The sequence below is a fragment of the Streptomyces sp. NPDC055189 genome, from assembly GCF_053606765.1.
This window is the reverse complement of the sequence record NZ_JBSGSG010000004.1, coordinates 110,611-126,270: the sequence shown is the minus strand read 5'-3', so window position 1 is coordinate 126,270 and position 15,660 is coordinate 110,611. Positions and strand designations below refer to the sequence as shown.

General features: G+C 71.5%; 12 protein-coding genes. 5 read left to right on the top strand and 7 right to left on the bottom strand.

The window, feature by feature from the left end:
* Positions 1-104: 104 nt before the first annotated feature.
* The 3 genes from ACWFR3_RS04915 to ACWFR3_RS04905 all read right to left on the bottom strand — a co-directional run bounded on the left by ACWFR3_RS04915 (position 105) and on the right by ACWFR3_RS04905 (position 2,245).
* Positions 105-989: an ATP-grasp domain-containing protein gene (locus tag ACWFR3_RS04915; protein WP_453733132.1), complete on the bottom strand. Its 885-nt coding sequence runs from the start codon at positions 987-989 to the stop codon at positions 105-107.
* Between the two features lie 139 nt (positions 990-1,128).
* A complete protein-coding gene (locus ACWFR3_RS04910) occupies positions 1,129-1,863 on the bottom strand; it encodes an HAD family hydrolase (RefSeq protein ID WP_453733131.1) in 735 nt (244 codons plus the stop codon).
* Between the two features lie 100 nt (positions 1,864-1,963).
* A complete protein-coding gene (locus ACWFR3_RS04905) occupies positions 1,964-2,245 on the bottom strand; it encodes a hypothetical protein (protein WP_453733130.1) in 282 nt (93 codons plus the stop codon).
* A gap of 267 nt (positions 2,246-2,512) precedes the next feature.
* Here ACWFR3_RS04905 and ACWFR3_RS04900 point away from each other — a divergent pair, with 267 nt between their 5' ends.
* Positions 2,513-4,201 (top strand): protein kinase domain-containing protein, encoded by a 1,689-nt coding sequence (locus ACWFR3_RS04900; protein ID WP_453733129.1) that lies wholly within the window; start codon positions 2,513-2,515, stop codon positions 4,199-4,201.
* 560 nt (positions 4,202-4,761) lie between these two features.
* Here ACWFR3_RS04900 and ACWFR3_RS04895 read toward each other — a convergent pair.
* A complete protein-coding gene (locus tag ACWFR3_RS04895; protein ID WP_453733128.1) occupies positions 4,762-8,484 on the bottom strand; it encodes a S8 family serine peptidase in 3,723 nt (1,240 codons plus the stop codon).
* A gap of 232 nt (positions 8,485-8,716) precedes the next feature.
* Here ACWFR3_RS04895 and ACWFR3_RS04890 point away from each other — a divergent pair, with 232 nt between their 5' ends.
* Complete coding sequence (locus tag ACWFR3_RS04890; protein ID WP_453733127.1) at positions 8,717-9,124, top strand: CU044_2847 family protein; 408 nt, start codon at positions 8,717-8,719, stop codon at positions 9,122-9,124.
* Positions 9,125-9,141: 17 nt separating this feature from the next.
* Here ACWFR3_RS04890 and ACWFR3_RS04885 read toward each other — a convergent pair whose 3' ends face one another.
* Positions 9,142-10,404 (bottom strand): MFS transporter, encoded by a 1,263-nt coding sequence (locus tag ACWFR3_RS04885; RefSeq protein ID WP_453733126.1) that lies wholly within the window; start codon positions 10,402-10,404, stop codon positions 9,142-9,144.
* A gap of 250 nt (positions 10,405-10,654) precedes the next feature.
* On the opposite strand from ACWFR3_RS04885, the gene mreB reads away from it, so the two are divergent.
* From mreB to ACWFR3_RS04870, 3 genes are all read left to right on the top strand, one after another.
* A complete protein-coding gene (gene mreB, locus ACWFR3_RS04880) occupies positions 10,655-11,692 on the top strand; it encodes a rod shape-determining protein MreB (protein ID WP_453733125.1) in 1,038 nt (345 codons plus the stop codon).
* 119 nt (positions 11,693-11,811) lie between these two features.
* Positions 11,812-12,078 carry a CBU_0592 family membrane protein gene (locus tag ACWFR3_RS04875; RefSeq protein ID WP_453733124.1) on the top strand — a complete coding sequence of 89 codons (267 nt, stop codon included), beginning with the start codon at positions 11,812-11,814 and terminating at the stop codon, positions 12,076-12,078.
* A complete protein-coding gene (locus tag ACWFR3_RS04870; RefSeq protein ID WP_453733123.1) occupies positions 12,075-13,673 on the top strand; it encodes a GAF domain-containing sensor histidine kinase in 1,599 nt (532 codons plus the stop codon). The genes ACWFR3_RS04875 and ACWFR3_RS04870 overlap by 4 nt, the downstream gene beginning before the upstream one ends.
* Before the next feature lie 39 nt (positions 13,674-13,712).
* On the opposite strand, the gene ACWFR3_RS04865 is transcribed toward ACWFR3_RS04870, so the two are convergent.
* Positions 13,713-14,741 carry an NAD-dependent epimerase/dehydratase gene (locus tag ACWFR3_RS04865; protein WP_453733122.1) on the bottom strand — a complete coding sequence of 343 codons (1,029 nt, stop codon included), beginning with the start codon at positions 14,739-14,741 and terminating at the stop codon, positions 13,713-13,715.
* A complete protein-coding gene (locus ACWFR3_RS04860; protein ID WP_453733121.1) occupies positions 14,742-15,518 on the bottom strand; it encodes a class I SAM-dependent methyltransferase in 777 nt (258 codons plus the stop codon).
* Positions 15,519-15,660 lie beyond the last annotated feature (142 nt).

Sequence of the window (15,660 nt, the reverse complement as noted above, 5' to 3'; positions counted from 1 at the left end):
ACTACTTGGCCACCGGACATGCCGGGCCGGTGGCTAGGGTCTGTCGGACTCGGGACTGGACATGGCGGCAGAGTATGCAGCCCCTGGCCGCCGCGTCCATCCGATTACCCCGCGGCGTCGAGGATCTCCTCGGTCACCGCGGGCAGCGACCCCGGATGCAGGTCGAGGAAGAGGTTGGGCTCGACGAGCTCCAGCTCCATGACGCAGGGGGCATCCCCCTCTGCCCCGTCGACGACGTCGACCCGCGCGTACAGCAACTCGGGCGACCCGGGGACCGCGGCCAGCGCCCGCTCGGCGAGGTCGAGTTCGGCGGGCGTCGGCTGCCACGGCCGGAGGTCGGGATGCGGCATCTTCTCGTCGTCGTACGCCGTGCCCGGCGCGAGCACCGCGCCCTTCTGTATGGCGTGCAGGAAGCGCCCGCCGACGTAGACGAGCGCGCGTTCACCGGTCTCGTCTATGCGCGGCACATAGGGCTGCACCATCGCGGTCAGCCCCTCGCCGTGCATCCGCTCGATGTGCCGTACGGCGGCGTCGTACTCGCCCTTCTCGTACCGGCCCGCATAGCGCGCGCCCGCCCCGGACGTGGGCTTGACGACGAACGCGCCGTCGTCCGGGATCTCCATCGCGTCACCGGGCGCCAGATAGCGCGTGGGCACGACGGGCACCCCCGCCGCCGCCAGCGCCTCCAGGTACCGCTTGTCGGTGTTCCACCGCACCACGGAAGCCGGATTGGCCAGGACGGTGAGCCGCGCGACGCGCCCCGCCCAGGCCACGAACTCGGCGACGCGCTCGCTGTAGTCCCAGGCGGACCGGATGACGACGAGGTCGAACCGCTCCCAGTCGACCCTGGGGTCGTCCCAGGACACGGTGGCGACTTCGGCGCCCGCCGCGCCGAGGGAACGCGCAAGCCCCGGGAGGTCGCGGTCGAGGCCGGTCTCCAGCTGAGGCCTGCTGGTGACCAGGGCAATCGTGGGGCGGTCTGGTGACACGGAGGCCTCCTGGGTTCGATGATCCGCCCCGCAGGCTAACAACTTCTCGTCGTGTTCCCGACAAGCCCCTTCCCCTTCCCGACGTGCCCCTTCCCCAGGTCAGCGGGCACGCAGGAGCGCGGCGAGCGCGGCGCCGCGATCAGCGCGGCGCGTCCACCAGGCGGAGCACCGCGTCGAGACCTCGCACCGCTCCCGGCGCCGCGCCGCCCGGCAGCACGTAGGACCGCAGCCCGGCGCCCGCGGCCCCGCCGTCCTTGGCGGGGTGGTCGCCGACCATCAGGGTGTCCGCGGGGGCGACGCCCAACTCCGCGCACGCGTGGCCGAAGAGACGCGGGTCGGGCTTCTCCGTGTGGTGTTCGTACGAGTGGACCCAACTGCCGAACCAGCGGTCGAGGCCGTACCGGGCGAACGTCGGACGCAGGTCCCAGCCGACGTCGCTGACCACGCCGAGCGCGATGCCGCGTGCGTCGAGCCCGGAGAGGGTCCGCTCGGCGTCCGCGTACGGCAACCAGTGCTCGGGGGAGCGGAGTTGGTCGTAGAGGACGTCTGCGAAGGGGGCGAGCGCAGGGGCGGAGGCGTACCAGGTGGTGAACGCGTGGCGGTGGGCATCGGACGAGACGTCGCGGGCGCGCTGGGCCGCGATGACGGCGGGGTCCGCCAGGCCCGCCTCCAGGGAGGTGAGGATGGCGTCCATCGCGGACTCGTCCACCGGGGCGGGCAGTACGGCGCGGATGCGGTCCTCGTACGCCTTGATCTGGAACAGCGTCCCGGAGAAGTCGAAGAGCACCGCCTCGGGGCGCGTCACCGGGGCGGGGGCCGCGGCACGGATCGGACCCTCGGGGCCTGCGACAGGGAGGACAAGGGGAGTTGGCATGGGGTCTGCCTATCGGCCGTCGCGTAAAGCCGCGATGAAGGCGGTCTCCCGGTCGTGTGCACGCGGCGCCCCGGGGGAGCGGGGCGCCGCGTGTCGTGGCTCAGAGGATGAAGACGCTCTGAGCGGTTTCCGTGTAGTACGTCTCACCCGGGTAGACCAGCCACTCGACCGGCCCGCCGCAGTCGGGGCCCGAGTGGACCTCGGCGATGGCGTCGGTGTGGTTGGTCACCGACGACGGGTACCAGTCGCTTCCGTAGCAGCCGCTCGGGTCCGTGTACTCGGCGCCGTTGACGATCAGGACACCCTCCGCCGCGTACGCCGAGCCCGGCACCGAGATCGTCAGGGTCGCGGCGGCCGCGAGCGCCCCCAGGGTCACGGCCATGCGTCGTCGCATCATGTGTCGCATCACGCGTCGCATCATGTTGAGATCCCCTCCACCGTGCGGACCGCTCCCACGCGATCCGCTGGAGTCACCCAACGTAGGCGATCAGGCACGCCACGTATCCGGCGTGCGGTTGCACTTGCCTCCCGCACGTGCGCCCTTCGCTTCCCCCCGCCTCTCTTCACCGCTCGGTCACGCCACTCACGCACCACGGTCACCAATCAGCCCAACTGCGCCTTTTGCAACGGGAGTTCGTATGATGCGGCCATGGCGAGTCACGGGGATCTCATAGCGGGGCGCTACCGCATCACGACGCCGCTCGGGCGCGGCGGCATGGGCACGGTCTGGCGGGCACAGGACGACCTCCTGGGCCGCGCCGTCGCGGTGAAGGAGCTGCACGTCGACGCCGGCCAGTCGGCCGCCGAAGCCGCGGGCCGGCGCGAACGCACGCTGCGCGAGGCGCGCACGGTCGCGCAGGTGAAGCACCCCGGCATCCTGGTCCTGCACGACGTCGTCCAGCACGACGATCAGCCCTGGCTCGTGATGGAGCTGATCGACGGCCGCTCGCTCGCCGACCGGATGGCCCTGGAGGGCCCGGTCCCGCCCGCCGAGGCCGCCCGTATCGGTCTCGCCCTGATCGCCGCCCTGCGCGCCGCGCACACGGCCGGCGTCCTGCACCGCGACCTCAAGCCCGCGAACGTCCTGCTTGAGGCGGGGACGGAGCGCGTGGTGCTCTCCGACTTCGGGATCGCGCAGGTCGACGGGCAGACGACACTGACGGAGACGGGCGCGTTCGTCGGCTCCCCGGAGTACACCGCTCCCGAGCGCATGGCGGGCAGGCGATCGGGCCCGGAGTCCGATCTGTGGTCGCTCGGGGTGCTGCTCTGCGCCGCCGTCGAGGGCGAGTCGCCGTTCCGGCGCGACTCGGTGGCGGGCGTCCTGCACGCCGTGGTCATGGACGAGATCCGGATCCCGGATTCGGCGGGTCCGCTGGCTCCCGTCCTGCGCGGCCTCCTGGAGCGCGACCCGGAGCGACGGCTGGGCGCGGACGAGGCCGAGCAGGCGCTCCGGGGCTTCCTGGTGGAGGAGCGGATGCCCACCGTGCCCCGTACGCCGGTGGCCCCCAAGCCCGTACAGCCGCCTCCGCCCGACGAGGCGATCGTGCTGGGCGCAGCCCCCGTGCCTTCCGCCCGCCCCCGGTTGCGTACGGCGCTCCTGGCCGGCGCCCTGGTCGCCGCCCTCGCGGTGGGCGGCACCGGCGCCTGGCTGCTGACGCGGGACTCCGGGTCGGGGCCGGAGGCGACGGCGAGCGGCGGCCCCGCCGCCGAGGTGCGCGAGAAGGAGGAGACCGAGGAGCCGTCGAAGACGCCCTTCAAGAGCGCCGACAAGCCGGAGAACCCCGGCAAGAAGAGCCCCGCCGCCCCCAAGCCATCCCCCGAGGGCACCGGCAGGGAAACTCCGGCGGGGACGGACGCCCCCGACGATCCGGACAAGCCCGCCGACACCGACCCGGCCCCCAAGGGCTACCGGACGGTCTCCGACCCGACCGGCTTCAAGATGGCGGCGCCCACCGGCTTCACCCGCTCCTCCGAACCGCCCCGCGTCTTCTACAACTCGGCGGACAACGCCTTCCGTATCGGCGTCCACCCCCAGCTCCTCGACCCGGACGGCCCCCTCGCGGTGATGCGGCAGGCGCACAGGGACGGCCCGTCGGACTACCCCGGCTACCGCGACGGGTCGGTCCGGCAGACCACGCACAACGGCCACCCCGCCGCCGTATGGGAGTTCACCTGGAACGGCGGCTCCGGCGACGGCGGACCGCGCCGCACCTTCGACCTGAGCTGGGACGAGGGCGGCAAGATGTACGACCTGTGGGTCTCCGCACCCGCCGGGAAGGCGGCGGCGGGCGAGCGCCACTTCGTCGAGGCGCACCGCTCCTTCACGCGGACGGGCTGAACCACCGGGCCTTCACACCACCGGCGGGTACGTCCGCCTCAGGCCCGCTCCCCCCTCAACACCGCCCGCAACGTGGGCAGATGGCCGTGCTCCAGGTCCTTCACCGCCGTGACCAGCGTGACCGTCCCGGCCGCCGCGAGCTCGCGCAGGTGCTCGATGCCGTCCCATCGTCACGCGTCTCAAGGCCTCCGCATCTCGAAAATACGAACACGGGAGCAGTTGTTCCCTGGAACAGGTGATCGTTCCGCCAGGGATTGCATGTGACGCATGCGATTGACGATGATTACGGAACGCAAGCAACGGGCTGCAGACCGTAGTTGCCGCGTTCCCGGTCCATGTCCCATACGAGGGCCGGTAGTTGAAAGATCCTGAGAAAGTCCCACAAGGAGAAGCACCACCATGAACATCATCACTGACGTCGTCGCCGGTATCGCCCACTTCCTCGGCTGGCTGATCTGACGTCACCCGGAGACTCGCCCGGGCACGCACCCCGGGTACTCACACAGCGGCGCCGCCTCCCCCGTCCCAGGGGAGGCGGCGTCGCCGCGTTCGGCCCTTCTCTACTTCACCCCCACCGCCCGCACGATCTCCTGCGTGACGGAGCCGCCCCGGTCATCCTTCGCCGAGGCCCGCAGCGAGATGAACTCGGCGGAGCCGGGCACCTTCAGCTTCCCGTCCCACGCGGCCCTGCTGCCGTCGCGGTCCAGGTCGACGCCCTTCCAGGTCTTGCCCTCGTCGTAGGACACCTCCAGCTTTCCGCCGCCGACGGCCCCGGTGTCGACGGCCCCCTTCACGTACTCGGCGAAGATCCCGACGCCCACGGAACGCCCGCCGCGGACATCCCCCGCGAGATCCGTGTCCACGTCGAAGCCGAGGTTCAGCAGGGGCAGGAACGTCTTCCGGTCGGCCGCCGTCTCCTTCGACTTGAAGGTCCACTCCGAGTGGCCCTTCGTGGCGAGCCGCCACCGCCCGGGATCGAGCGTCGTGTCCGTGACGACCTTGTACGTCGTCAGCGCCGGATTCGCGTCCCACACGTACACACCCGAGCTCTGCTTCCGGTCGACCAGCTTCCCGTCCGCGTAGACCTCGCTGACCTGCGTCATCGAGTCGTCGTTCCAGACGTCGCCGAATCCCGTGTGGTCGGGTCCGGAATCGCCCCAGCCGGGGACGTTGAACTGCAGCGAGTTCCCGGTCCGCTGCTGCCCCCAGCCGAGGCCGGTACCCAGCCACGGGTGCCACACGGGCTTGAACCAGTTCAGCTCGCCGTGCTTGCCGCCCCGGTAACTGACCAGACCGCTGCGCTCCTCCAGGGCGCCGGGTCCGACCGACACCGACTCGTGCCACAGCTGGCCGGTCCCGGTGGAGGCGTAGTCCGTGCGCTCGACCGGGTAGTCGATCTTCTCCTGGAAGCCGAATCCGACGTCGAAGGTGTCCGTGAGCGAGTAGCGGAACTCGCCGCCCGCCACCGGCTTCACCGCGTGGAACTTCGTGTCGAGTACCGCAAGTTCCCGCTTGGAGGGCTCGTACGTGAGGTCGCGGGGCACGGCTCCCTTGTGGCCCTCGGACACGTCGTAGACGAAGGGCGTGCGGGACGTCGCCGTCGTCTGCACGGTCCGGCCCGCCTTCGCCGCCGCGAGCAGCCGCGCGCCGTCCGCCGCGTTGACCGTGCCGATCTGCAGCGGCCGGTCGGCGTTGTCGTCCGTGCCGAACCACGCGTTGAGCCGCCCCGGCTCGTCATCGGTGACGAACAGCGCCTTGGCGCCCGCGTCTTGGGCGTACTGCGCGAGCTGAGCGGGCGTCACGTCGGCGGCCGCGGTCCGCCGTACGACGACCGCCTTGCCCTTCACGTCCTTGCCCGCGTACTCGGCCTCGGTGCCGCCGCCCACATCCACGAGCCGCAGCTTGCTCCGGCCGTCGGTCACCGTGCCGCCGGGCTGCGCGACGACCTCGCCGAGGCCCTTCACGTGCAGGGTCGGCTTCCCGAGGCGCCAGACGGTGCGGTACTCGAAGCTGCCGTCGGCCACCTTCGCGGTGGGCGCCGCGAAGATGCTGTCGTACTTGACCGGGACCTGGACCGCGCCCTGCAGCCTGGCGCCGTTCGCCCGGCGGTCGTACTCCATCAGGAGCTGGCGGGTCTCGGTCCGCTTGCCGACGTCCACGCCGACCTCGCGCAGCTTCCGCCCGTCGAGAGTGACCTCGCGGTCCTTGTCGAGGACGATCTCCGGCGCCGTGAGGAAGCCGAGGCCGAGGGAGTCCTTGCCCTTGCTGCCGCGTACGTCGAGGAAGGAGGAGAGGGCGTACGTTCCGGGCTTCAGGCGCAGCTGGAGGGTGCCGGACTCACCGACCTCGGCCGGGAAGGGGTCGACCTGCTCGGCGAGTCGCTGCAGCACCAGACCGGCGCCGGTCGCGGCGCCGTCACGGTCCTTGACGCGGACGGTGAGCGTGTACCGCTCCTCCTCCTTGACCAGGCCGAACGCGGTGTGGGCGACCGGCTTCCCGGCGGCGCTCGCGACGATACGGCCACTGGTGTTGCCGACGGTCGCCTTCGCGCCGTCACCGGTCACCGTGGTCGACGCGGTGCCGTGCGCGGGGACGGTGAGCGTCTTGTCGGCGAGGGTCGCGACACCCTCCGCCGCACCTTCGGCGGCGAGGCTCAACTCCACTGCTGCGTCGGACGAGTTGCTGTACGTAACCGTCCTCGTGACGGGCTTGTTGTCCTCGTAGGGCCAGGAGTAGAAGCCGAGGTCGGCGCTCCCGCTCGCGGTGACCTGCGCGTCGATGGCGTCGGGCACACTGACGCGCCCGGAGCCCAGCTCATAGACGGAAGCGTCGAGTTGCTTTGACGTCGACATCAGCGCGTCCTTGAGGCGTACCCCGCTCCAGTCCGGGTGCTTCTCGGCGAGCAGGGCGGCGACGCCCGCGATGTGCGGGGTCGCCATCGACGTACCGCTCATCTCGGTGTAGTAGCCCTCGCCGGGCGCGAGTTGCGAACGGGCGGCGAGGATGTCGACGCCCGGTGCGGAGAGGTCGGGCTTGAGGGCGTTGTCTCCGTAGCGCGGGCCCTGGCTCGTGAAATACGCGGCCCGGTCGTCGGAGTCGACTGCGCCGATGGTCAGCGCGGAATCCGCGGCGCCGGGCGAGCCGATCGAGGCGGGGGCGCCGTTGTTGCCCGCGGCGATGACGAAGAGGGCGCCGGTGTCCTTGGAGAGCGTATTGACGGCGGCGGCCATCGGATCGGTGCCGTCGCTCGCCTCCTGCGAACCGAGACTCATCGAGACGACCTTGGCGCCGACGTCCTTGGCCGCCCACTCCATCCCGGCGATGATCTGCGACTCGCTGCCGGAGCCCTCGTCGCTGAGCACCTTGCCGACGGAGAGGTCGGCGCCGGGCGCCACGCCCTTCTCCTTGTTGCCCTCGGACTCGGCTCCGCTGCCGCCGACGGTCGAGGTCACGTGGGTGCCGTGGCCGTTGCGGTCGGCGACTTCCTCGCCGGGTATGAAGCTCTTGGTGGCGGCCACACGGTCCTTGAGACCGGGGTGGCCGACGTCGACGCCCGTGTCGAGTACGGCGACCTTGACGCCCTTGCCGGTGAGCCCGGCCTCCCACGCCGCGGGGGTGCCGATCTGCTCGTTGCTCTGCGCCATGTCGGCCTCGACACGGCCGTCGAGCCAGATCTTGTCGATGCCGTCGGCGAGGGCGCCGCGTGAAGTGGCGCTCTTGCGTGCCGACTTGGCGGCGTCCGGCGCGACATCCCGCCAGAACGTGCCCGGCTTTTCCGCCTTCACCGCCACACCGCCCACGCTCGGCAGCGCGCGCACCTTCTCGGCGCCACGGGGCGTCGCCGGACCCGCGTCGCGGCGCGCGCTCTTCTCGTACGTGACGATGAGCGGAAGCGCGCCGCCCTTCTCGTCCCCGAGCCCCTGGCGCATCAGCTCCGTCACGTCGAAGAGCCGCTTGTCGAGGGTGCCGGCGCTCAGATAGGGCCGCGCCTCGTCCGGTACGACGGTGATGCGGTCGCCCGCGATCTCGCTCCGGACGGCTCCGGTGGCCCCGGCGGGCCGGTCGACGGTGACGGTCTTCTTGCCGCCGCCGAGGTCCGTGACGGTGACCTTGTCGCCGGTCACCAAGGTGACCGTGTGGGCGGCGCGGGCGGCGGGGGTGGCCCGCGCCTGCGGTGCGTCCGCGGGGGCGGCGGTGGCGCTCTGCCCCGCCGGGAGCAGCGCGAACGCGAGGCCGACGGCCGGCAGCAGCCTCGCTCTTCGCTTGGCGGGTGATCGGGTCATGGGTGCCCTCTCTTCGTCGGACCCGGGCGGGGGTGGTTCCCGGGTGCTGCGATGAGTGTCAGGGGGCTTGTGTTGCGGGGGTGTTGACCGGTGCTGGCGGGAAGCCGCCAGGGCACCTTCCCGCCAGCCGTGTACGCGCGCCCGCGTTGCCCGTGACTTGGCTGACAGCCGCAAGGGCCGTCCGTGACAATGCAGTTGGCGAGTGTGCGACGAGAGTCCGACGGGGGCGTTGATGGACGATCTGGTGGAGTTCACGACCGACGACGGAACGAGCGTCGTCATGGCCGACGTGGAGGACACACACGGCTCCCACCTCGTCTCCCGCGGCAACGGCCCCTCCCGGGCGGTCCGCACTTTCGAGCAGTCGCTCGCCGGGGCACGCGCGGCCGCGGAATCCGCGCTGCGGGTGTTCCGCGACGGCAGCCTCCGCCCGGACTCGGTGGAGATCGAGTTCGGCGTACGGATGTCGGCCGAGTCCGGCGCGGTGATCGTGAAGGGCACGGCGGAGGGCCACTTGGTGGTACGCCTGGCGTGGACCCCGGAAGGGCCCGCCGCGACGCGGGGTGCGGTGACGACCGCGGAAGCGGCCGCCGCGCCGCCCGTGCCCGCGAGCCCGCCGGAGGCCGGCCCCACCCCGTGAGCGGACCGCCGGGGCCCTCACGCCTCCGGCACCCGCGAGTCGTACCGCGCGAAGCCCCGCCACCGCAGCGCAAGCAGCCCCACGGCGACGACGCACGCGACGCCGCCGCCCACCACCGCCACTCCCGGCGAGCTCAGGTCCCCCACCGACCCCGCGATGAAGTCCCCGAGCCGGGGTCCGCCCGCCACCACCACGATGAAGACTCCCTGGAGCCGCCCCCGCATCTCGTCCGGCACGGCCGCCTGCAGCATCGTGCTCCGGAACACCATCGAGACGGTGTCCGCGCACCCCGCGAGGGCGAGGAAGAACAGCCCCAGCCACAGATTCCGCGTCAGGCCGAAGACGGCGATCGCCGCGCCCCACCCGGCCACCGCGCACAGGATCGCGAGCCCGTGCCGCCGGATCCGCCCGAGCCACCCGGAGAACACCGCGCCGAGCAGCGCGCCCACCGCGGGCGCGGCGACCAGCAGGCCCGCCGTCTTCGCGTCGCCCGCGAACCACACCACGGCGACCGCGGGGAACAACGCCCGCGGATGCGCGAGCACCATCGCGCACATGTCCGTGAAGAAGGTCATCCGCAGGTTCGGCCGCGTGGCCAGGAACCGCAGCCCGTCCAGGACCGAGGCCCGCTTCCTGCGAACCCCCTCCTCCGAGCCCTCCGGCCGCATCGCCGGGAGCCGCCACATCGCGTACAGCGCCGCGCTGAAGGCCACCGCGTCCACCGTGTACGCCGCCTGGTATCCCCACAGGCCGACGAAGAGTCCGCCCAGCATGGGGCCGAGCATCGTGCCCGACGTGGTCGTGATCGACGAGAGCGCGTTGGCCGCGGGCAGTTGCTCGGGAGGCAGGAGGCGCGGGATCATCGACGAGCGCGCCGGTGAGTTCAGCGCCCCGCAGACCGCCTGCAGCGCGACCACGGAGTACAGGAACCACACGTGGTGGAAGCCCGCGAAGGCGCCCGCGGCGAGGGCGACCGAGAGTCCGCACGAGCCGAGCGACGAGTAGAGACCCAGCTTCCGCCGGTCCACCGTGTCGGCGATCGCGCCCCCGTACAGGCCGAACACCACGAGCGGGACGAGCGAGAAGAGCCCCACCAGGCCGACCGAGAAGCTGGAGTGCGTGATGTCGTACACCTGGAGCGAGACCGCGAGGGCGGTCATCGCCTGCCCCATCCAGGAGATGGTGTTGCCGACCCAGAGCCGGCGGTAGTCGACGGACGTACGCAAAGGCGTCAGATCGGCGAGTATCCGCCTTTTCGTGACGGGCTCCCGGGGCTCCACTGGTAGCGGGGACAGCGGGGGGTTGCTGGCGGCTTCGGGTATGCGGGGGCCGTCGGCTTCGTCTTCTTCAGGGGGCGTTTGCTTCACACGGGATGCTAACTGCGCCGCCCGCGACGCGATCAAGACCACCCGTGCGGCGGCACCCCGCCCGGCTCAGTCCAACGCGCGCGCCGCCCGCGGCCACCGCACGATGCGAGTTGGGACCGTCGTCCGGCGGTCCGTACGGTCTGCGCTCTCGGGAGGATCTGCCATGACCGTCAGTCTGGAGCAGTTGCGCCGCTGCCACATCGCCGTCGACCTGGGTGCCGCGAGGACCCGGGTGTTCGTGAAGGGCGCGGGTCTCGTCGTCGACGAGCCGAGCGCCGCCGCCGTGAACACACGGACGGGCGCGCTCATCGCGGTCGGCCGGTTCGCCGAGCAGATGACGGGACGTACGCCGGGCTACATCCGGGTCGTACGGCCGGTCTCCGGCGGCACCGTCGTGGACATCGAGATGGCCCAGCGCATGCTGCGGCACCTGATCGGCGAGAAGCTCCGCCGCAACCTGCGCCGCAAACCGCGCCTTCGCGCCGCCGCCTGCACTCCGCACGACGCGGACCCGCTGGCGCGCCGCGCCGCCGTGGAGACGATGGTCGGGCTCGGGGCGCGCAGGGTCGAACTCGTGGACACGCTCATCGCGGCCGCCGTCGGCTGCGGGCTGCCCGTGGAGCGGCCGGAAGCGACCATGATCCTGGTGTGCGGGGCCGCGACCACGCAGGTCGCCGTGTTGTCGATGGGGTCGATCGTCACCGCCCAGCGGATCCCGGTCGGCGGCGAGGTGATCGACGAGGCGATCGTCCAGCACCTGCGCCACCACCACGAACTGATGCTGCCCAGCCAGTCGGTACGCCCCCTTCAGCTCGCCCTGCGCGGCAACGGGCTCACTTCGCAGGGGCCCGAGTCGACCGAGATCCACGGCCGCGACGTCGCCACGGGGCTCGCCCGCTCGGTGCACGTCGACACCGCCGCCGTCCGCGACGCGATCCACACCCCGCTCACCGCCGTGCTCGACGGCATCGGCAAGGTGCTGCGGGACTGCCCGCCGGACCTGGTGGCCGACCTGGCCGATCGCGGGATCATGATGGTCGGCGGCAGCGCGCTGCTGCCGGGGCTCGACCAGATGCTGCGGGACGCGACGGGGATGCCCGTGGAGATCGCCGAGCGGCCCGACGTGTGCGCCGTGATGGGGCTCGGGGCGATGCTGGAGGGCAAGATCCAGCCGCTGGCCCTCAACCCCCTGTCCGGCTGATCCCGGCTCTCCGCTCCCACGCCGCCCTCCTCCCTCGCTGCTCTGCTCCCCCGCTGCTCCTCTCCCCCAGTTGATCGCAGCACCCCGCTGATCGCAGCACCCCGCGGAAGAGTTCCCGTATGTCGATGACCGTGCAGCTGGTCGGCTCCGCGCTGATCCTGCTCGCCTTCGTCCTGGCCCAGGCGGGCAGGCTCGGCACCGGCACCTGGTCCTACCTCTGGCTGAACTTCGCCGGGTCGGGACTCACGGCGGGCGATGCTCTCTACGAAGAGCAATGGGGGTTTCTGCTGCTGGAGGGGGCATGGATGGTGGTCTCGCTGCTGAGCCTGATCAAGAAGGCGGGGCGCGGCGGAGGCGCCGGGAGCCCGGCCGGTGCCGCGCGATGAGCGGCACCGACCTGCCCCTGCCCCTCGTGCCGCTCCTGGACGCGGTGCTCGGCGTCGGCTCGGACCTCGAACTGCACACCACGCTCCAGCACATCGTGGAGAGCGCGGCCGAGCTGACCGGTGCCCGGTACGGCGCGCTCGGCGTCATCGACCCGGCGCACGGCAGGCTGACCGACCTGTTCACGGCGGGCCTGACCGAGGCCGAGCGGGAGCGCATCGGCCCGCTCCCCGACGGCCACTCGGGCCTGCTCGGCACCCTGATCCGCGAGCCGAGGCCGCTCATCCTGGACGACCTGACGGCGGACCCGCGCTCGTGCGGCGTACCGCCGGGGCACCCGGAGATGCACAGCTTCCTGGGCGTTCCCGTGCACGTCCACGACGAGGCGTTCGGCAATCTCTACCTCGCCGAGAAGCGCGGGGGCCCCTTCACCGACGAGGACCTGCAACTCCTGCGCGTCCTGGCGAGCCAGGCGGGCATCGCGATCGGCAACGCCCGTCTCTACGAGGCGGCCAGGCAGCGCGAGCGGTGGATCGACGGGGCGGCCGCGGTCACCACGGCGCTGCTCACCGGCGAACCGGCGGCCGACGCCCTGATGACGGTCGCCGAGAAGGCCCGCGTCCTCGCGAACGCCTCCGCGGGGGTGATCCTGCAGCCCACGGACCAGGGCGGCATGCGGATCGTCGCGGCGGCGACGGCGCAGGACACCGACGATCCGCCGAGCACCGCACCGGCCCCCTCCGCCGACCTCCAGAACGACCTCATCGGCACCACCATCGAGCCCGGCAGCGCGGTACTCGAACAACTGCTCGGAGGCGAGCCGGTGTTCATCGAGGACTCCGCGACCGACCCCCGGATGACCACCCACGTACGGTCCAACTTCGGCCCCAGCCTGATGCTGCCGCTGCAGGCCGGCGGACGGCTCATCGGGACGCTCGCGCTGCCCCGCCGCAGGGGCGAGCGCGCCTACACCTCCGTGGAGCGTCTCCTCGCCACCCAGTTCGCCTCACAGGCCGCCCTGGCCCTCGTCCTGGCCGACGCCCAGCAGAGCAGGCAGCGCCTCGCGGTGTTCGAGGACCGCGACCGCATCGCCCGCGATCTGCACGACCTGGTCGTCCAGCGGCTCTTCGCCACCGGCATGATGCTGGAGTCGACCCGGCGCAGGGACAACTCGCCCCAGGTCGGGACCACCCTCGACCAGGCCGTGGACGAGCTGGAGTCCACCATCCAGGAAGTCCGTACGGCGATCTTCGCGCTCCAGCAGCCGCCCGCCGACGCCCCGACCACGTTCCGCGGCAAGGTGCTGCGCGAGACGGCGGGCGCCGCCGCGGTCGTCGGCGTACAGCCCTCGGTGCACTTCTCCGGCGCCGTCGACACCCGCGTCACGGACCCGGCGGCCGGCCATCTCCTCGCCGCCCTGCGCCGCGCCCTGGCCACCGCGTCGCGCCGCCCCGACGTGACCCGCATCGAGGTCGCGGTGGACGCACGGGCGACGCTCCCCGACGGCCGGACGGCGGTGCGCCTGACGGTGTACGACGACGGCACGACGGAGGGCGCGGGCTCCGGCACGACGACGACGTGGCAGTCGCCTCTCTGACGCCCCCTCGGCAAGCCCCCTCCAGAGGCCGCCCCGCAGTCAGCGCAGTGGCCCCGGCCGGGCAGAAGCCGGAGTCGGGGCCAGCGACTCCACGGTACGGAGCAGCCCTTCGGCGAGGGTCACACGGGGCTCCCAGCCAGTCGCCTGCCGAAAGGCCGAGGAGTCGATCTCCACGCTGTGGAAGTCCATCGCCTCGGCATAGTCCGGTGGTTCGACGGTTTCCACCGGTACGGGTGGCTCCCCCGTACGGGCAGCCACGGCAGCGGCGATGTCGCCGAACAGGTCGCTCAGCCGTACGCCCTGTCCGCTGCCCACCACCCAGTGCCGCCCGGCGAGGACATCCGTGTGGCGCAGCGCGGCGGTGAACGCGCGGGCGACATCGTCCACGTGGATGAGGTCGCGCCGAACCGTGCCGTCCCACATGGTCAGCGGCCGGCCTTCCAGCGCACGCTGCGCCATCACGGAGACAACGCCCTTGGCCTCGGCGGATTCTCCGCGCGGCCGCCCGTAGACAGTGGGAAAGCGGAGCGAGACGGCGCGCAGGACGCCCTCCGAACCGGCCGACTTCAGGGTCCATTCGGCCGACAGCTTCTGGAGGGGGTAGGCCGTGTGGGGCGCGTCGGACTCGGACCCGTCGATCCGGAGCGTGTCCTTGAGACCGGCCTGCATCGTCGTACCGGCGAACAGGACGGCGGGGCATCCGCCCGACGTGTCGGAGCCGCCCCGGGCGCGCAGGGCTTCGACCAGGTCGCGCACGGGCTGGAGGTTGACCCGTTCGGCCTCGGGATCGTCGGCGGAGGCGCGCCACGCCGACTGCCCGCTGATGTGCGCGACGAGGTAGATCACCGCGTCGGCCCCGGCCACTGCCGCGGCGATGCTGCCGGGTTCCGTGAGATCGGCGCCGTGGTGCTCGTGCTCGGCCAAGGAACCCGGCGGCAGGACGACGGGTCTGCGGGCTACCGTCCGCAGCCGCACGGGCTGCCCGGCGAACTCCGCGGTGACAGCCGAGCCGATGAACCCGGAAGCCCCCAGGACGACGATCAGCGGACGCCGCGCTTGCCCGGCCATTCAGTTCCCTCGCCATTCGAGGTAGGTGATGGGGGACTCGCGGTGCGGAAGTTTTCGCAGCCTGACATTTCCAAGTCCGCAGAACTCGCTCAGCGCACGGGTTTCACCAGGCCACTTGGGATGCGCTATCTCGTCGAAGGCAAGGATGCTCCCCTCCACCAGATGGGGACGTATGACGTCGAGGATCTCGCGTGTCGGCTCATAGATATCGAGATCGAAATAGGCGAGTGCGACGACGGTCTCCGGGTTTTCCTCCAGGTACTGCGGAACCGTCTTGCGCACATCACCCGGAACCACGAAACTGCGCTGCATGTGACCCAGTGGCTCCGACAGTTCGTGCGCGGTCAGCACCTCCCGCAGATGTGCGATCTCACCGTCGGGAACGGCGAACCTCCCGACTTCGGCGCTCGGTGTCGCGCGGTCGATCTCCGCGATATCGGGAAAGCCCTGGAAGGTGTCGAATCCGATGATCCTGCGGATGGAGTCGTACGGCTCGTAGATGCCGCGAAGAGCGGTGAAGGACGCCAGGTGACGCCCGTGCAGCACACCGAACTCCATGATTGTCCCCGGCACATCGGCCACCATCTTGTAGAGGGCGTCGATGGCGAGCAGATCGGCAAGCTGGTTCCTGCGCAGATACACCGGAAGATTGTCGATGAGGTATTCGACGGGGATGGGCGTCTCGGCCAAGAGGCCCGCAAGCCGCTCCCGTGACTCGCGCTCCCTGTCCGACTCGTGCGGAACCGTGCGCGGATCCCTGTATTCCCCTGCGGTCATGGGCTTCCCCTCTCGTGGAATTCCTCGCCGAGATTAGCAGCGCACCTCTCTTTCCATCACTCATCAGAGTGGGCTTACATGGAATTGACGTTCCGCTGACCGACGTCTTGCACAGACGTGATCAAGCCGTCCCGATCTTTCC